Origin of the sequence: Sphingomonas sp. (genome assembly GCF_965200135.1) — a bacterium.
In the GTDB taxonomy this organism is placed as follows: Bacteria; Pseudomonadota; Alphaproteobacteria; order Sphingomonadales; family Sphingomonadaceae; genus Sphingomonas.
Map to the genome: position 1 here is coordinate 77,129 of NZ_CBDATK010000006.1, position 16,689 is coordinate 93,817.

General features: G+C 68.8%; 15 protein-coding genes. 9 read left to right on the forward strand and 6 right to left on the reverse strand.

Annotation, left to right across the window (positions count from 1 at the left end; genetic code table 11):
* Nucleotides 1–57 precede the first annotated feature (57 nt).
* The 3 genes from recA (at nt 58) to ACOFKS_RS05015 (ending at nt 2,830) form a co-directional block, all read left to right on the forward strand.
* Nucleotides 58–1,131: a recombinase RecA gene (gene recA, locus ACOFKS_RS05005; RefSeq protein ID WP_419808148.1), complete on the forward strand. Its 1,074-nt coding sequence runs from the start codon at nt 58–60 to the stop codon at nt 1,129–1,131.
* A gap of 153 nt (nt 1,132–1,284) precedes the next feature.
* On the forward strand, nt 1,285–2,109 hold the full coding sequence (locus ACOFKS_RS05010) for a class I SAM-dependent methyltransferase (protein ID WP_419808149.1): 825 nt from the start codon (nt 1,285–1,287) through the stop codon (nt 2,107–2,109).
* Between the two features lie 97 nt (nt 2,110–2,206).
* Nucleotides 2,207–2,830: a glutathione S-transferase family protein gene (locus tag ACOFKS_RS05015; protein WP_419808150.1), complete on the forward strand. Its 624-nt coding sequence runs from the start codon at nt 2,207–2,209 to the stop codon at nt 2,828–2,830.
* Nucleotides 2,831–2,836: 6 nt separating this feature from the next.
* Here the strand turns inward: ACOFKS_RS05015 and ACOFKS_RS05020 are convergent, their stop codons facing one another.
* Nucleotides 2,837–4,159 (reverse strand): dicarboxylate/amino acid:cation symporter, encoded by a 1,323-nt coding sequence (locus ACOFKS_RS05020; RefSeq protein WP_419808151.1) that lies wholly within the window; start codon nt 4,157–4,159, stop codon nt 2,837–2,839.
* A 75-nt stretch (nt 4,160–4,234) separates the two neighbouring features.
* Between ACOFKS_RS05020 and ACOFKS_RS05025 the strand changes: the two genes are divergently transcribed.
* Genes ACOFKS_RS05025 through alaS form a run of 3 tightly spaced genes read left to right on the forward strand, consistent with a single transcriptional unit; the run spans nt 4,235 to nt 9,054 of the window.
* A complete protein-coding gene (locus ACOFKS_RS05025) occupies nt 4,235–5,479 on the forward strand; it encodes a M24 family metallopeptidase (RefSeq protein WP_419808152.1) in 1,245 nt (414 codons plus the stop codon).
* Complete coding sequence (locus ACOFKS_RS05030) at nt 5,476–6,393, forward strand: diacylglycerol/lipid kinase family protein (RefSeq protein WP_419808153.1); 918 nt, start codon at nt 5,476–5,478, stop codon at nt 6,391–6,393. Before ACOFKS_RS05025 ends, ACOFKS_RS05030 begins: the two co-directional genes overlap by 4 nt.
* Before the next feature lie 9 nt (nt 6,394–6,402).
* On the forward strand, nt 6,403–9,054 hold the full coding sequence (alaS, locus tag ACOFKS_RS05035; protein WP_419808154.1) for an alanine--tRNA ligase: 2,652 nt from the start codon (nt 6,403–6,405) through the stop codon (nt 9,052–9,054).
* Between the two features lie 2 nt (nt 9,055–9,056).
* On the opposite strand, the gene ACOFKS_RS05040 is transcribed toward alaS, so the two are convergent.
* From ACOFKS_RS05040 to ACOFKS_RS05055, 4 genes are all read right to left on the reverse strand, one after another.
* Nucleotides 9,057–9,668, reverse strand: a complete 612-nt coding sequence (locus tag ACOFKS_RS05040) for a hypothetical protein (RefSeq protein WP_419808155.1) — start codon at nt 9,666–9,668, stop codon at nt 9,057–9,059.
* Nucleotides 9,668–11,434: a cation:proton antiporter gene (locus ACOFKS_RS05045; RefSeq protein ID WP_419808156.1), complete on the reverse strand. Its 1,767-nt coding sequence runs from the start codon at nt 11,432–11,434 to the stop codon at nt 9,668–9,670. Before ACOFKS_RS05045 ends, ACOFKS_RS05040 begins: the two co-directional genes overlap by 1 nt.
* 167 nt (nt 11,435–11,601) lie before the next feature.
* A complete protein-coding gene (locus tag ACOFKS_RS05050) occupies nt 11,602–12,108 on the reverse strand; it encodes a hypothetical protein (protein WP_419808157.1) in 507 nt (168 codons plus the stop codon).
* An 80-nt stretch (nt 12,109–12,188) separates the two neighbouring features.
* Nucleotides 12,189–13,409, reverse strand: a complete 1,221-nt coding sequence (locus ACOFKS_RS05055; RefSeq protein WP_419808158.1) for an NADP-dependent isocitrate dehydrogenase — start codon at nt 13,407–13,409, stop codon at nt 12,189–12,191.
* 256 nt (nt 13,410–13,665) lie between these two features.
* Here ACOFKS_RS05055 and ACOFKS_RS05060 point away from each other — a divergent pair, with 256 nt between their 5' ends.
* Complete coding sequence (locus tag ACOFKS_RS05060; protein WP_419808159.1) at nt 13,666–14,394, forward strand: phosphatidylserine decarboxylase; 729 nt, start codon at nt 13,666–13,668, stop codon at nt 14,392–14,394.
* Between the two features lie 129 nt (nt 14,395–14,523).
* The gene (locus ACOFKS_RS05065) at nt 14,524–15,324 is read left to right on the forward strand and encodes a CDP-alcohol phosphatidyltransferase family protein (protein ID WP_419808160.1); all 801 of its coding nucleotides are present in this window, start codon (nt 14,524–14,526) and stop codon (nt 15,322–15,324) included.
* Here the strand turns inward: ACOFKS_RS05065 and ACOFKS_RS05070 are convergent.
* Nucleotides 15,269–15,499: a hypothetical protein gene (locus tag ACOFKS_RS05070; RefSeq protein WP_419808161.1), complete on the reverse strand. Its 231-nt coding sequence runs from the start codon at nt 15,497–15,499 to the stop codon at nt 15,269–15,271. The genes ACOFKS_RS05065 and ACOFKS_RS05070 overlap by 56 nt on opposite strands.
* 311 nt (nt 15,500–15,810) lie before the next feature.
* On the opposite strand from ACOFKS_RS05070, the gene rpsB reads away from it, so the two are divergent.
* Nucleotides 15,811–16,668 (forward strand): 30S ribosomal protein S2, encoded by an 858-nt coding sequence (rpsB, locus tag ACOFKS_RS05075; protein WP_419808162.1) that lies wholly within the window; start codon nt 15,811–15,813, stop codon nt 16,666–16,668.
* Nucleotides 16,669–16,689: the final 21 nt, after the last annotated feature.

Genomic DNA, 16,689 nt, shown 5'->3' on the forward strand with positions numbered 1-16,689 from the left:
CACTGCTCCGCACAGCGTTGAACCGGGCGGGTAGATGCCCTAGCGAGGAGCCCTCGAATGGCCGCCAATCTGAAAGTGATCGACAACAGCATGGCTACGGCAACCGCTGACCGGCAAAAGGCGCTCGACGCCGCACTGGCCCAGATCGACCGCGCGTTCGGCAAGGGCTCCGCGATGAAGCTCGGTGCCAAGGAGACGATGCAGGTCGAGACGATCTCGACCGGGTCGCTCGGGCTCGACATCGCGCTGGGCGTCGGCGGCCTCCCGCGCGGTCGCGTGATCGAGGTCTATGGCCCCGAATCGTCGGGCAAGACGACGCTCGCGCTCCACGTCATCGCCGAGGCGCAGAAGGGTGGCGGCACCGCCGCCTTCGTCGATGCCGAGCACGCGCTCGATCCGGTCTATGCCAAGAAGCTGGGCGTCAACATCGACGAGCTGATCGTGTCGCAGCCCGATACCGGCGAACAGGCGCTGGAGATCGTCGACACGCTGGTCCGTTCCAACGCGATCGACGTGCTGGTGGTCGACTCGGTCGCAGCACTGGTGCCGCGTGCGGAGATCGAGGGCGAGATGGGCGACAGCCATGTCGGCCTCCAGGCGCGCCTGATGTCGCAGTCGCTCCGCAAGCTGACCGGCTCGATCAGCCGCTCGCGCTGCATGGTGATCTTCATCAACCAGCTCCGCATGAAGATCGGTGTGATGTACGGCAATCCGGAGACGACGACCGGCGGCAACGCGCTCAAATTCTACGCCTCGGTCCGCCTCGACATCCGCCGCACCGGCCAGATCAAGGACCGCGACGACATCGTCGGCAACGCGACGCGCGTGAAGGTCGTCAAGAACAAGGTTGCGCCGCCGTTCAAGCAGGTCGAGTTCGACATCATGTACGGCGAGGGCATCTCCAAGATCGGCGAGATTTTGGACCTTGGCGTCAAGGCCGGGCTGGTCGAGAAGTCGGGTGCCTGGTTCTCCTACGACTCGGTTCGGATCGGTCAGGGACGTGAAAACGCCAAGACCTTCCTGCGCGAGCACCCGGAAATGTCCGAGCGCCTGGAAAAGGCGATCCGCGCCCGCACCGATCAGGTCGCCGAGGGCCTGATGACGGGTCCCGATGCGGATGACGACGCCTGAAGGACGGGGCGGTTCGACGATGATCTCCGCCGACGCTCGTCAGGTAACAGCAAGGGCCCGCCGGCAACGGTGGGCCTTTCGCGTTCCGGAACCCCGCTTTTGCGGACGACGTGGTGTAAGGCTCTTGAAATTCCGCGCCGGTGGCACTCCGGCATGACTACCGGCCCCGACTGGTCCGGCATCGTCGGCGATACCTGGGCGGCGGAGTGGCGTCGCACCGACCGCAGCTTCGCGGGGCTGGCCCCGCACCTCGACGCTGCCATCCTCACCCATGCCCCTGCCCACGGTCGCATCCTCGACATCGGCTGTGGTGCCGGGGCCACCATCCTCGCGCTCGCCCGGGCGCGACCCGACCTCGACTTCACTGGGGTCGACCTCTCGGCGACCCTCGTCGCCACCGCCCGCGAACGCGCCGGTGCCCTCCGCGCCACCTTCGTCGTCGGCGCCGTCGAGCGGGTCGCGGCCGACCTCGCCCCGATCGACCTCTTCGTCTCGCGTCACGGGGTCATGTTCTTCGACGATCCGGTCGCGGCGTTGACGGCGCTCCATGCGGCCGCAAGGCCCGGCGCCCGCCTCGTCTTCTCCTGCTTCCGCGCGGCGTCGGAGAACGCCTGGGCCACCGAGATCGCGACCGCCGTTCGCGGCGGGCCGGCACCGGCGCCGACCGGCTACGTGCCCGGCCCCTTCGGCTTCGCCGATCCCACGTTCACCGCCGCGACGTTGCGCCGGGCGGGCTGGACCCCCGATGCACCCGCCGCGATCGACTTCACCTACCGGGCCGGGGAGGGCGACGACCCCGTCGCCGATGCGCTCGACTTCTTCGGCCGCATCGGCCCCGCCGCCCCGCTGCTGCGCGCCGCCTCACCCGAGGAGCGCGCGCCGATGCTGGCTCGGCTCCACAAAGTGCTGGCGGCCCGCGCTACCGCGACGGCGGTCGACTTTCCCGCCGCCACCTGGCTCTGGTCGGCTCGTGCCTAGTCGACGCACCCAAAGGCTGTCCTGTCCGACACGTCCGTGCGACACCGTCCTGTCGGGCAGATAGCGCTCGATCCTCAGATCAGTATCGGAGCCGCCCATGATCGTCGTCCACCACCTCGAAAACTCCCGCTCGCAACGGGTGCTGTGGATGCTGGAGGAACTCGGTCTCCCCTATGAAATCCGCCGGTATGAGCGGAACAAGAAGACCATGCTCGCGCCGCCAGAACTGCGCGCCGTCCATCCGCTCGGCAAGTCGCCGGTGATCGAGGATGACGGCCGGATCGTCGCCGAGACGGGTGCGATCGTCGAGTATCTGGTCGAAAAGGCGGACGGCCGTCTCGGCCCGCCGCCGCACCGCGACGACGCGCTGCGCTATCGCTTTTGGCTTCATTACGCCGAGGGCTCGATGATGCCGCCGCTGCTGCTCAAGCTGGTGCTCGCGCGCATCCCGTTGTTCGGCAAGGCGGCGCTCAAGCGCATCCAGCCGATGATCGACGTCCACCTCGACTATGTCGAATCCGAACTCGCGCGCCGCCCCTGGTTCGCCGGCGACCAGCTCACCGCCGCCGACGTGATGATGAGCTTCCCGCTCGAAGCCGCGCGCAGCCGCGCCGGGCTCGACGCGAGCCGTCCCGCGACGATCGCCTGGCTCGACAAGGTCCACGCCCGTCCCGCCTACCGGACCGCGCTGGCGAAGGGCGGACCCTACGCCTACGCCTGACGCGGTTCAGGCATTCCCCGGCCGGTCGAGCACCTCGAACGCGTCGGGCCGGGGCCGGGCGGTCGTCCCGGACGGGGCGGCCGGCGTCGTGATCGCCGCGGGGTCGGGCCGGTCGAGCACGCCTTCCCACTTCGCCACCACAGCCGTCGCGACCGCGTTGCCCACGACGTTGGTCCCGGTCCGCCCCATGTCGAGGAACTGGTCAACCGCCAGGATCAGCACCAGCCCGCCCTCCGGCAGCCCGAACTGCGCCATCGTCCCCGCGATCACCACCAGCGACGCACGCGGCACCGCCGCCATCCCCTTGGACGTGAGCATCAGCGTCAGCAGCATCGCGAGCTGCTGTCCGAACGACAGGTCGATGCCGTACAGCTGCGCGATGAAGATCGACGCGAACGTCATGTACATCATCGATCCGTCCAGATTGAACGAATAGCCGAGCGGCAGCACGAAGCTGGCGATCCGCGGCGGCACCCCGAACCGGTCGAGCGCCTCCAGCGTACGGGGATAGGCAGCCTCCGACGACGCGGTCGAAAAGGCGAGCAGGATCGGATCGCGGATATAGCCGAACAGCGTCCCCACGCGCGGCCCGATCACCAGAAACCCGGCGAACAGCAGCGTCAGCCAGAGCAGCCCGAGCCCCAGATAGAAGCTGCCGATGAACTTGCCGAACGTCCACAGGATGCCCAGCCCGTTCGCCGCGATCGCCTTGGTCATCGCCGCGAACACCGCCAGCGGCGACACCCGCATGACATAGTTGGTGACGACCAGCATCACCTCGACCAGCGCGTCGACGCCCTTGACGATCGGCTGCGCCTTCTCGCCGACCGCCGTCACCGCGACCCCGAAGAAGACGGAGAAGATCACGATCTGCAGCATGGTCGTGTTCGCCATCGCCTCGAAGATCGACTTGGGCACCATCTCGGTAATGGTGGTGAACACGTCGACATGCTTGGCGTCGATGCCCGAGCTGCCGACCGCACGCGACAGGTCCAGCCCGGAATTGACCCCCGGCTGCAGCACGTTGACCAGCACCATGCCGAGCACCAGCGACACGACGGTCGCGCCGACGAACCAGGTGATCGTCTTCGCCCCGACCCGTCCCAGCGACGCGGTGTCGCCCATATGGACGATGCCCGCCACCAGCGTCCCGAACACCAGCGGCGCCACGATCATCTTGATCAGGCGCAGGAAGATGTCGGTCACCATCTTGAACCACTTGTTCGCCTCGGTGATCGCCTCCGCCGACAGCGTCGCGTGCATCACCGCGCCGACGACGATGCCGAGGACCAGCCCGACCATGATGTAGAGGGTCAGCCGTTTGGCCATGCACATGCTCCGTTGAACCTGTCGGCAAACCAAGGGGATTGCGATGACGCGGTCAAGCGCCGTATCGCCGGGCAGATGGACCGACGTCACTTCCTGCGCGCCGGCGTGGCCCTGCCGCTGCTCGCCTCGTCCGGCCTGTTGCGAGCCGCGGCGCCGGATCTGTCGGCGCTGTCGGACCTGACGACCGGCGCCCGCCCGATCGACGCCGCCGAGCGCGGCCGCCGGCTCGCCCGCGCGCAGGCACTGATGAAGCAGGCCGGGATCGGCGCGGTCGTCGTTGAGCCCGGCTCGTCGATGATCTATTTCACCGGCGTCCGCTGGGGCCGCAGCGAGCGTCCGACGCTCGCGGTGCTGCCGGTCGAGGGCGAGCCGTGCATCGTCACCCCCTTCTTCGAGGCGCCCTCGATCCGCGAGAGCCTGGCGATCCCCGCCGATGTCCGGGTGTGGCAGGAGGATCAGAACCCGTTCGCCCTCGTCGCCGGCTTCCTGCGCGACCGCCGCCTCGCCGGGCGGCCAGTGGCGGTCGAGGAGACGCTCCGCTTCTTCATCAGCGACGGTTTGGGCCAAGCGCTGGGCCGGCCGACCGTGTCCGCCAACCCCGTCGTGCGCGGCTGCCGGATGGTGAAGACCCCCGCCGAGATCGCGCTGATGCAGGTCGCGACCGACGTCACGATCGCCGCCTATCGCTGGACCTTGCCCCGCGTCGAGGCGGGCATGACCGGCACCGACATCGGCGCGCTGATGAACGCCGCTACCATAAAGCTCGGTGGCGACCCCGAGTTCGCGCTGGTCCTGATCGGCGAGGCCGCCGCCTATCCGCACGGGTCGAAGGAGGTGCATCGGGTGGGGTCGGGACAGGTCGTGCTGATGGATTGCGGATGCACCGTGCAGGGCTATCAGTCCGACGTGTCGCGCACCTTCGTCTTCGGCACCGCGACGCGCGAGCAGCGCACCGTCTGGGATCGGGTCGCAAAGGGCCAGCAGGTCGCGTTCGCCGCCGCGCAGGTCGGGGTGCCGGCGGGTGCCGTCGACGACGCTGTGCGGCGCTTTTACACCGGTCTCGGCTATGGCCCCGACTACAGGCTGCCCGGCCTGTCGCACCGCACCGGCCACGGCATCGGCCTCGACGGGCACGAGCCGGTCAATCTGGTGCGTGGCGAGACGACGCCGCTGGCGCCGGGCATGTGCTTTTCCGACGAGCCGGGGCTGTATCTGCCCGGCCGGTTCGGCGTGCGGCTGGAGGATTGTTTCCACATGACCTCTCAAGGCCCGCGCTGGTTCAGCACGCCACCCCGCTCGCTGGACGCGCCGCTCGGATGAGCGAGGCTGTCCCGGTCCTAGTCAACGGCGGCGGCGGCACCGCCAAGGCGCGCGGCGACGCCCTGCGTGGCGACATCGAGGTGGCGTTCGCGGCGTCGGGCGTCGCGATCGACCTCCGTCTGCTCGACGGCTGCGACATCGCGGCGGCGGTGGGCGAGCTGTCGGATCGGCAGCTCGTCGTGGTCGGCGGCGGCGACGGCACGCTGGGCTGTGCCGCGCAAGCGCTGGTCGACGGGGCCAAGGGGAAGGGAGGCGCGACGCTCGGCATCCTGCCGCTCGGCACCCGCAATCATCTGGCGCTCGAACTCGGCATCCCCGCCGATCTCGCCGCCGCCGCCACGCTGATCGCCGGCGGCACGACGCGGCGGATCGACCTCGCGCGCGTCAACGGCCACGCCTTCATCAACAACGCCTCGGTCGGATTCTACCCGCAGTTGGTGCGCGAGCGGGAGGGCATCAGCCTGCCCAAGAAGCTCGCCGCGATCCCCGCCACCGCGCGGGCGCTCGGCCGGATGCGTCATCATCGCCTGCGGCTAACGCGGTCCGGCGAGGAGAGCGAGGTCGTCACGCCGATGCTGTTCGTCGGCAACAATCGCTACACGCTCGACGCCGGGCACCTCGGCGAACGCGCGGCGCTCGATGGTGGCGTGCTGTCGATCTATGCGGTCGCCTCGCGCCGACGCCTCGCGCTGATCGGGTTCGCGTTGCGGATGCTCGTGGGCCGCGCGGACCCGGACAAGGACTTCGCCGCGATCGGGGAGGCGGCCAAGCTGACCGTGACGGGCCGATCCCACCACCTCGACATCGCGCTGGACGGCGAGGTGATGCGGATGGCGATGCCGCTGGCGTTCACGATCGAGCCGGGGGCGCTCACCGTCGTGGCACCGCTTGAGGGCGAACCCGCTTCCGCCTAAGTCGCGCCCATGACCTCGACCAACGACATCCGCCGCGGGTTCCTCGACTATTTCGGGCGGCACGGCCACCGCATCGTGCCCAGCGCACCGCTGGTGCCGCAGAACGATCCGACGCTGATGTTCGTCAACGCCGGGATGGTGCCGTTCAAGAACGTCTTCACCGGACTGGAATCACGACCCTATTCGACCGCGACGTCGTCGCAGAAGTGCGTCCGCGCCGGCGGCAAGCACAACGACCTCGACAATGTCGGCTATACCGCGCGCCACCATACGTTCTTCGAAATGCTCGGCAATTTCTCGTTCGGCGACTATTTCAAGGAACAGGCGATCGTCCATGCCTGGACGTTGCTGACCAAGGAGTGGGGGCTGCCGGCGGATCGGCTGACCGCGACCGTCTATCATACCGACGACGAGGCGTTCGACCTGTGGCGCAAGATCGCCGACTTGCCCGAGGAGCGGATCATCCGCATCGCGACCAAGGACAATTTCTGGGCGATGGGGGACAGCGGTCCGTGCGGGCCCTGTTCGGAGATCTTCTACGACCATGGCGACCATATTCCGGGTGGGCCGCCGGGATCGCCGGACGAGGACGGCGATCGCTTCGTCGAGATCTGGAACCTCGTCTTCATGCAATACGAGCAGGAGGCGAACGAGATCACGGGCGAGCTGCCCAAGAAATCGATCGACACCGGCATGGGGCTGGAACGTGTTGCGGCGGTGATGCAGGGCGTCACCGACAATTACGATACCGACACGTTCAAGGCGCTGATCGCCGCGTCGGGCGAGCTGACCCGCACCGCGACGACGGGCGACAATCAGGCGAGCCACCGCGTGATCGCCGACCACCTCCGCACGTCGGGCTTCCTGGTCGCCGACGGGGTGCTGCCGGCGAACGAGGGCAGGGGCTATGTCCTCCGCCGGATCATGCGCCGCGCGATGCGCCACGCGCACCTGCTGGGCGCCGCCGAGCCGCTGATGTGGCGGCTGGTCCCCGCGCTGGTGGCGGAGATGGGCGCCGCCTATCCCGAGCTGCTCCGCGCGCAGCCGCTGATCGAGGCGACGTTGCAGCAGGAGGAGACCCGGTTTCGGCAAACGCTCGATCGCGGGCTGAAGCTGCTCGACGAGGCGACCGCCGGGATCGCCGCGGGCGGGACGCTGGCGGGCGAGACGGCGTTCCGGCTCTACGACACCTTCGGCTTTCCCTACGACCTGACCGAGGACGCGCTGCGGACGCAGGGCTTGCAGGTCGATCGCGCCGGCTTCGACGCGGCGATGGCCGAACAGAAACGCGCCGCGCGGGCGGCGTGGAAGGGCTCGGGCGCGAAGGCGTCGGACGAGCTGTGGTTCGACATCGCCGAGGAGCATGGCGGCACCGAGTTCACCGGCTATGCCGCCGATACGGGCGAAGGCCAGGTGCTGGCTCTCGTCAAGGACGGCGCGCGCGTGGAGCGGGCGGGCTCGGGCGACACCGTGTCGGTGATCGTCAACCAGACCCCGTTTTACGCCGAGAGCGGCGGCCAGGTCGGCGACGCCGGCGCGATCACCACCGACACCGGCATGACCGCGCGCGTGACCGAGACCGCCAAGCAACTCGGCCGGCTGTTCGTGCATCAGGCGACGATGGAGGCGGGCGAGATCGCGGTCGGCGATACCGTCCGGCTGGCCATCGATCGCGAACGGCGCGGGCGCATCCGCGCGAACCACTCCGCCACGCACCTGCTGCACGCGGCGTTGCGCGATCGGCTCGGCAAGCATGTCGCGCAGAAGGGGTCGCTGGTCGCGCCCGACCGGCTGCGCTTCGACGTCTCCCACCCGGTCGCGATGACGCCCGCCGAACTCGCTCAGGCCGAGGCCGACGTCAACGCGCAGATCCGCGGCAACGGCGCGGTGACGACGCGACTGATGACCCCGGACGATGCGATCGCGATGGGCGCGATGGCGCTGTTCGGCGAGAAATACGGTGACGAGGTCCGTGTCGTCGGCATGGGCGAGGCGGCGGACGGCACCTATTCGGTCGAACTGTGCGGCGGCACCCATGTCGCAGCACTGGGCGACATCGGCCTGTTCAAGGTCGTCGGCGAGGGCGCGGTCGGATCGGGCGTCCGTCGGGTCGAGGCGCTGACCGGCGAGGCGGCGCGCGCCTATCTCTCCGCGCGCGACGACAAGCTGCGCGAGGCGGCGGCGGCGCTGCGGACGACACCCGACGAGGTGCCCGCGCGGGTCGCGGCGCTCATCGACGACCGCCGGCGGCTGGAGCGCGAACTGGCCGACGCAAAGAAGGCGCTGGCGAGCGGTGGCGCCGGCGGTGCGGCGCAAGAGGCGGAACAGGTCGCCGGTGTCGGCTTCGTCGGTCAGGTGCTCGACGGCTTCGAGGCGAAGGGGTTGCGCGGCGCGATCGACGAGGCGCGGCAGCGGATCGGATCGGGCGTGGCGGCGATCGTCGCCGTCAACGAGGGCCGTGCCTCGATTGCGGTAGGCGTGACCGAGGACCTGCTCGACCGCTTCAACGCCGTGGATCTGTTGCGTCAGGCCGTCTCGGTGCTCGGCGGACAGGGCGGTGGCGGTCGGCCCGACATGGCGCAGGGCGGCGGGCCGGACGGCGCGAAGGCGGCGGACGCGGTGGCGGCGATCAAGGCGGCTTTGGCGTCGTCCTCGGCCTGATCTTACTCTGCCCCGTGGTCGAGCCGCCCGCTTGCCAGCGCCGTCAGCTCGACCGCGACGTTCGCGGCCAGCGCCTCTGCCCGGTGCCTGTCGAGCGTCGGCGTCAGGCTCTCGCGCAGCTGCGTGAGGACGGCAGACCGTCCGCTCCGATAGGCAGCGTCGGGCACATGGGCGTATTCGGCTCTGATGCCGCGTGCATAGAAGTCGTAGAGCCGCGCGCTGCCGGTCCACAGGATCGCCAGGTCCGCCTCCAGCAGCGTCCGTGTGACCGGGTCGGTGTCGAGGTCGTGGCGCTTGGTGGCGAGGATCATCCTGACGACCTCGTTCCGTTCCGACCCGCTCAGCCAGTCGCTCGCGATCGCGGCGGACGCTTCCTCGTTGTCGCCGCGCCGCGCATCGTAGACGATGTCGTGGAACAGCGTCGCCAGCACTAGCAAGCGTCTCTCGCTCGCCGGATGCTCCGCCCGCGTCACTGCCCGCAGCATCAGCGCGTGGTGGACCAGACCGTGCCAGCGACGCGACGGAGATCCGAGTTCGGCCAGCACGTAATCGCGCAACCGCGACGGCGCCGGGACCAGATCGAAATAAGGACCGAACAGGCGTTCGCCGCGCATCAGCCGACTTCTTCGCGCCGTCCTCGCATCCGCCGGATGCGTGGTTCGCGATCGAGCGCGGCGGCGTCCTGGATCGCGCGGCGGAGTTGGTCGCGCTTTTCATGGATCGAGGCGATCACCGGTCCCATCGCGACGCCCAGATCGACCAGCACCGCTTCCGACAGCTGCAACGAACTCTCCAGCGTCTCGGGCACCGCGTCGGTGACGCCGGCGCGGTAAAGCTCGGCCGCGTGCCCCGGATCGCGGGCGCGCGCGATCAGCGTCAGCGACGGCGCCGACTGGCGCACCTGGCGCGCGAGGCGGACCGACAGCGCGGGATCGTCCATCGTCAGCACCAGCGCGTCCGCCGCTTCGAGATGCAGGCGCTCGACCAGGTCGCCGCGCACCACGTCGCCATAGAGCACCGCGAAGCCGTCGCGCCGGCCAGACGCGACGCAGTCGACGTCGGCGTCGACCGCCACGAAGAGCCGGTCGTGCGCGCGCAGCATCTCGGCGACCATCCGACCAACCCGGCCGAACCCGATGATGACGGTGCCCGGTCCCTCCGCCGGCACGTCGATTTCCGGCAGCGGTGCGTTGCGCCCCTCAAATCGCTTCATCGCGACCTGACCGACCTTCACCAGCAGCGGCGTCATCGTCATGCCCACCGCGGTGACGGTCTGCCAGAACGACGCATCGGCCTGCGTCACCAGACCGGCGGCGACCGCGACACCGAGCACGATCAGCGTCGTCTCGCCGGGACTTCCCAGCAAAAGCGCCGCCTCGGCCGCCACGCTCCAGGTCTCGCCACGCCAGCGCAGCAGCACGGCGGTGAAGATCGCCTTGACTGCGACCACCGCCGCCAGCGCGCCGATCACCAGCGGCCATTGCGCGAGCAGCCGCGCCGGATCGAGGCCCATCCCGACGGTGATCAGGAAGACGCCCAGCGCCAGACCCTGGAACGGCTTGACGATCGACTCGACCTCGTGCCCGTAGGCCGTCTCGGCGATCAGCAGCCCCGCCAGCAGCGCGCCGACGATCGGCGACAATCCGACCGCGGCAGTCGCCAGGCTGGCGACGATCGCGACCAGCAGCGAGGCGGCGAGGAACAGCTCGGGGCTCTTGGTCCGCGCCGCCTGCGAGAACAGGCGCGGCAGGACGACGCGCCCGGCCCCGAACATCACCACCACCGTCAGCAGTCCCAGCACCGCCGTCCGCCCGATGCTGTCGAGGCCGCCACCCGCCATCGCGCCGAGCGCGAACACGATCGGGACCAGCGCCAGATCCTGGAACAGCAGTAGCGGAAAGGCGCTACGGCCGAGCGGCCCGCTGGTGCCGGTGATCGGCAGCACCAGCGCGGTCGACGACAGCGCGATCGCCATCGCCAGCGCGACCGCGACCGGCAGCGTCTGACCGCTTACGAGCAGGCCGGCACCGATCGCCAGCGCCGACAGCAGCAACTGGATGCCGCCGGTCCCGAACACCGCACCGCGCATGCCCCACAGCCGTTTGAACGACAGCTCCAGCCCGATCGAGAACAGCAGCAGCACGATGCCGATCTCCGCCACCGGCTGCATCGCGGCGGGATCGGTGATGGTGACATGGTAAAGCCAGGGGAACCTGGCGATCAGCGTGCCGAGCCCGCCGGGGCCGACAGCGACACCGACCAGAATGAACCCGATTACCGGGCTGATCCGGAACCGCGCGAACGCCGGTATCACCAGTCCGGCCGCTCCGAGCACGACCAGCGCGTCGCTTATTGCGTTGCCGCTGAGATCACCTGCCATGGTCGACCGCTAGAGTGTCGAGTGGCGACCTGTCACTACCCAATCACCGTGCGCGTCCGCGCAGGACCGACTTACCTCGATGCTCGCGATACCGCGGCGACCTGCCTCCGCGTCCTGCCGCCGGGGGTCCGCCGAGAACGCATCCCCGGCCCGGTGCCGGGACCTCCTCAGCGACGGCGAGTGGCGCGACGCGTCGGGGTTGGGGCCGGTGACGCAGGCTGCTGCGCCGCGGCGGCCTGCGTCACGGCCGCGTCGAGTTGCGCGGCGGTCAGCCCGATCACCGGACCGTTCAGCCCCGGACCGACACCTGCTGCCGGCAGCTTCACCTCGCCCTTCGCGGTCGCAAGAGTCACGTACTGGCTGTCCATTGCCTTGATCGTACCGACGGGTGTCCCGGCCGCGCCGTAGACCGTAGCGCCGACCGTGGGCGGCACCGGCGTCGCGGCGGGCGCAGGGGCGGCCGCCGGATCGGTGGTCGGAGCGGCGGCGTCGGTGCTGGGCGTCGTGCCCGCGGGTGCCGCCATCGGTGTGCCCGAAGGCGTCGGCGTCGGAGTACCCATCGGCGTCTGGGTCGACGGGGAGGTCTGCGTAGACGGAGCAGGAGCGGTCTGTGCCAGCGCCGCCGATGCCGCGAGGATCAGTGTACCGGTGGTAAAAAGGGGAACGAAGCGCATGATGTGGTACTCCCGTGATTGTTTCGGGTAACCAACAACATCGGCACGCCGGCGTTCCCCTTTTGCCATCAGTCTATCGCTCAGGCCCAGCCGTCCATCGCTTTTTCGAGGTTAAGGCGGACGGCCTCGAAGAACTGCTCGGTGGTCATCCAGGGCTGGTCGGGACCGATCAGGATGGCGAGATCCTTGGTCATCGCGCCCTGCTCCACCGTCTCGATGCAGACCCGCTCCAACGTCTCGGCGAAGCGCGTCACGTCGGGCGTGCCGTCGAACTTGCCGCGATACTTAAGCCCGCCGGTCCACGCGAAGATCGACGCGATCGGGTTGGTCGAGGTGGCCTTGCCCTGCTGATGCTGGCGGTAATGGCGGGTGACGGTGCCGTGCGCCGCCTCCGCCTCGATCGTCTTGCCGTCGGGCGTCATCAGCACCGAGGTCATCAGCCCCAGCGAGCCGAAGCCCTGCGCGACTTGATCCGACTGGACGTCGCCGTCATAGTTCTTGCACGCCCAAACGAACTCGCCGCTCCACTTGAGCGCGCTGGCAACCATGTCGTCGATCAGGCGGTGCTCGTAGACGATGTTCTTCGCCTTGAAATCGGCGGCGAACTCCGCCTCGTACACCTCGGCGAACAGGTCCTTGAAGCGGCCGTCATAAGCCTTGAGGATCGTGTTCTTCGTCGACAGGTACACCGGCCAGCCGCGGCCCAGCCCGTAGTTGAGCGAGGCGCGCGCGAAGTCGCGGATCGAATCGTCCAGATTGTACATCCCCATCGCGACACCCGACGAAGGAAACTGGAACACCTCGCGGTCGATGACCTGACCGTCGTCGCCCTCGAACACCATGCGGAGCTTGCCGGGGCCGGGGACCAGGAAGTCGGTCGCGCGATACTGGTCGCCGAAGGCATGGCGACCGACTACGATCGGGTGCGTCCAGCCGGGGATCAGGCGCGGCACGTTGCGGATCACGATCGGCTCGCGGAAGATCGTCCCGCCCAGGATGTTGCGGATCGTGCCGTTGGGCGACTTCCACATCCGCTTGAGGCTGAACTCCTCGACCCGCTGCTCGTCCGGCGTGATCGTCGCGCACTTCACCGCGACGCCGTATTTCTGGGTCGCGCGCGCGCTGTCGACGGTGACCTTGTCGTCGGTGGCGTCGCGATGTTCGATGCCGAGGTCGTAATAGTCGAGCTGGATGTCGAGATACGGCTTGATCAGGCGCTCGCGGATCCACTCCCAGATGATCCGCGTCATCTCGTCGCCGTCGATCTCCACGACCGGCGTCTTCACCTGAATCTTGGCCATGCTCTACTTCCTTTGAAGGGTTGCGGGGCGTCTACGGATTTGGGGTGGGGCAATCAAGGCGAGCGCGGCGGGCCGGAAGTTCACGATCTTCACGGAACGTCGGCGCAGGATTTCCTTGGCGGCGTGCAGCGGCGGCGGTCGGCGAGCGGCGGCGATCAACATCCGGTCGGCATGACGGACGCGCCGCCCCGTCGGACGAGGCCGAGGAGGGACGGCACCGATTGTCTTGTGCCGGTGCTGGCGATAGGACGAGCCGATGGCATCGTTAGACAAGCCGCCGGTGGCGACCACCACCGTCAAGTGGCGTTTCCCCGCCGTCCATTCCGAGGGCTACAAGTTCGTCGCGATCTCGGCCGGGATCACCTTGCTGCTGACGATCGTCTGGAACGTGCTGTTCTGGCCGATGGTCGGGGTGACGATCTGGGTCGCGGCGTTCTTCCGCGACCCGATCCGCACGACGCCGCAGGGAGCCGGGCTGATCGTCGCGCCCGCCGACGGCCTCATCACGATGATCGAGCGGGTGCCGGTGCCGCGCGAGCTGGACGGGCCGAACGGCCTGTCGGAAGGGCCGCTGACGCGCGTGTCGATCTTCATGTCGGTGTTCGACGTCCACATCAATCGCACCCCGATCGCCGGCACGGTTCGCCAAGTCGTCTATGTCGCCGGCAAGTTCCTCAACGCCGACCTCGACAAGGCGTCGGAGGAGAACGAGCGGCAGTATTTCGTTGTCGAGGGGCATGACGGTCGGCGGGTCGGCTTCACCCAGATCGCCGGGCTGGTGGCGCGCCGCATCCTCGGCTTCGTCAAGGCGGGCGACATCGTCGCGGGCGGGCAGCGGATCGGGCTGATCCGGTTCGGCAGCCGGGTCGACGTGTTCCTGCCGGAGGATTGCGTCTGCCAGGTCGCGCTGGGGCAGCGGAGCATCGCGGGCGAGACGGTGTTGGCGCGGGTCGGCGGGACGGCCGTGACGGGCGTGGCGCAGTGAAGACGCGTTGCGATCGAGGCATTTCCAGCCATCGGCGCCGTGTAGGCGTGCGCCCATCGTCCAGGCGCAGCCGGGACGGCCATCTTGCAAGCCGGATTTCCGCCGCCGCGGCGATGACGACGTAGGACGATGGCCTTTCCACCACCTTCGGGTCGCCGTCTGCCACGGGGCATTCCGTTGCGCGCGGTCGTCCCCAACGTCATCACCGCGCTGGCGTTATGCTCCGGCCTGTCCGGCGTCCGCTTCGCGATCGGGTGGGAGTGGGAGCGGGCGGTGATGATGATCGTCGTCGCGGCCGTGCTCGACGGGCTGGACGGCCGGGTCGCGCGGATGCTGCGCGGCGAGAGCCGGTTTGGGGCGGAACTTGATTCGCTCTCGGACGCGATTTCGTTCGGCGTGTCGCCGGCGCTGGTGCTCTACCTGTGGTCGTTGACCGGGATGCCGCGGGTGGGGTGGATCGCCGCGCTGATGCTGGCGGTGTTCTGTGCGTTGCGGCTCGCGCGGTTCAACGCGCAGATCGACGCCGACGAGCAACCCCATAAATCCGCCGGTTTCCTGACAGGCGTGCCCGCGCCCGCCGGGGCCGGGCTGGCGCTGCTGCCGTTGATCGCTTGGTTGTGGAGCGGCGAGCCCGTGCTGCGCTCCTATTGGCTGATCGCGCCATGGGTAGCGTTCGTGGCTACATTGATGGTGTCCAGCGTCGCCACCTATAGCTGGAAGTCGTTCCGCCTGCGCCGCACCGTCCGGTTCGAGGCGATCGCCGCGGCGGTGGTGCTGTCGGCGGCGCTGGTCTCCGCACCGTGGCCGACCCTCACCATCGTCGCGAGCCTCTATCTGTTGTCGATACCGTTCAGCATCTTCGGCTATGCGCGGGTCAGGCGGCGCGCAGCCGCCGCTCCGTCGGCACCGACGCCGTCGCCCAGCGCCTGACGGCGATACGGCGCTCGGCCTTCGCCAGGGCCAGCAGCGGCTGAAAGGGCTGCTCTGGCTGACCGGCGGCCAGCCGCGCGATCCGTTGCCACTGCGGCGCCACCGTCGACCACATCGACGCGATCGCCAGCGCCATCGCGCCCATGAATACCACCGTTGCCGTCAATGCCATCATTGCTCGCCTCCACCGCGCGAACGCTCTCTGTCGAGGGCGTTAACCATCCACTTATCCACAGGTTCCGATCCGCCTGTGGAAAACCGTTATCGAACAGCCACCTAGCAACCTGCATTGCTGGGGTGGCCACCGACGTATCTGCTTCGCACCCTCTATGTTCCACTCACGTTCTCATCGTCAAGCCTTGCGGGAAAATAATTCCGCGACTATGTGGCGCGCCTCTAACCCCGCATGGGAAGCAACATAGCCCGGTGTCTCCGCTCGCGGGGATCATCCGCTTCCCAGAGGCTCAACCGGAAGGATCTATCCCTATGGCGGCACCTGTCGTCTCCATGCAGCAGCTCATCGAAACGGGCGCGCACTTCGGCCACCAGACGCATCGCTGGAATCCGAAGATGAAACCCTACATCTTCGGCGACCGCAACGGCGTCCACATCCTCGACCTCTCGCAGACCGTGCCGCTGTTCGCGCGCGCGCTCGAGTTCGTCAGCTCCACGGTAGCCGGCGGCGGCAAGGTCCTGTTCGTCGGCACCAAGCGCCAGGCGCAGGAGCCCGTCCGCGACGCCGCGCAGCGCTCCGGCCAGCATTTCGTCAATCACCGCTGGCTGGGCGGCATGCTCACCAACTGGAAGACGATCTCCAACTCGATCCGCCGCATGAAGACGCTGGAAGAGCAGCTGGCGGGCGACACGGTGGGCCTGACCAAGAAGGAAGTGCTGCAGCTGACGCGCGAGCGCGACAAGCTGGAGATGTCGCTGGGCGGTATCCGCGACATGGGCGGCATTCCCGAGGTCATGTTCGTGATCGACGCCAACAAGGAAGAGCTGGCGATCAAGGAAGCCAACACGCTGGGCATCCCGGTGGTGGCGATCCTCGATTCCAACGTCTCGCCCGACGGCATCGCGTTCCCGGTGCCGGCGAACGACGACGCCAGCCGCGCCATCCGCCTGTATTGCGAGGCGATCGCCATCGCCGCGACGCGCGGCGGGCAGGAGCAGCAGCAGCGGTCGGGCCGCGACATGGGGGCGATGGAGCAGCCGCCCGCCGAGGAGGCGCTGAGCGCGCCGGCCGAGACGGCGCCGGTCGATCCTGCCGCCGAGCTGGGCACCGATCCCACGCCGGTCGATGCCGCCGTGGCCGCGGAGGAGGGTGCGCAGGCGACCGCCTGACCCTATCTGTCGCATTGATTT

Coding starts and splice junctions, on each gene's coding strand:
- rpsB (WP_419808162.1), top strand. CDS start 15,811: ATGGCGGCACCTGTCGTCTCCATGCAGCAGCTCATCGAAACGGGCGCG.
- ACOFKS_RS05050 (WP_419808157.1), bottom strand. CDS start 12,108: ATGCGCTTCGTTCCCCTTTTTACCACCGGTACACTGATCCTCGCGGCA.
- ACOFKS_RS05010 (WP_419808149.1), top strand. CDS start 1,285: ATGACTACCGGCCCCGACTGGTCCGGCATCGTCGGCGATACCTGGGCG.
- ACOFKS_RS05070 (WP_419808161.1), bottom strand. CDS start 15,499: ATGATGGCATTGACGGCAACGGTGGTATTCATGGGCGCGATGGCGCTG.
- ACOFKS_RS05060 (WP_419808159.1), top strand. CDS start 13,666: ATGGCATCGTTAGACAAGCCGCCGGTGGCGACCACCACCGTCAAGTGG.
- ACOFKS_RS05020 (WP_419808151.1), bottom strand. CDS start 4,159: ATGGCCAAACGGCTGACCCTCTACATCATGGTCGGGCTGGTCCTCGGC.
- alaS (WP_419808154.1), top strand. CDS start 6,403: ATGACCTCGACCAACGACATCCGCCGCGGGTTCCTCGACTATTTCGGG.
- ACOFKS_RS05045 (WP_419808156.1), bottom strand. CDS start 11,434: ATGGCAGGTGATCTCAGCGGCAACGCAATAAGCGACGCGCTGGTCGTG.
- ACOFKS_RS05030 (WP_419808153.1), top strand. CDS start 5,476: ATGAGCGAGGCTGTCCCGGTCCTAGTCAACGGCGGCGGCGGCACCGCC.
- recA (WP_419808148.1), top strand. CDS start 58: ATGGCCGCCAATCTGAAAGTGATCGACAACAGCATGGCTACGGCAACC.
- ACOFKS_RS05055 (WP_419808158.1), bottom strand. CDS start 13,409: ATGGCCAAGATTCAGGTGAAGACGCCGGTCGTGGAGATCGACGGCGAC.
- ACOFKS_RS05040 (WP_419808155.1), bottom strand. CDS start 9,668: ATGCGCGGCGAACGCCTGTTCGGTCCTTATTTCGATCTGGTCCCGGCG.
- ACOFKS_RS05025 (WP_419808152.1), top strand. CDS start 4,235: ATGGACCGACGTCACTTCCTGCGCGCCGGCGTGGCCCTGCCGCTGCTC.
- ACOFKS_RS05015 (WP_419808150.1), top strand. CDS start 2,207: ATGATCGTCGTCCACCACCTCGAAAACTCCCGCTCGCAACGGGTGCTG.
- ACOFKS_RS05065 (WP_419808160.1), top strand. CDS start 14,524: ATGGCCTTTCCACCACCTTCGGGTCGCCGTCTGCCACGGGGCATTCCG.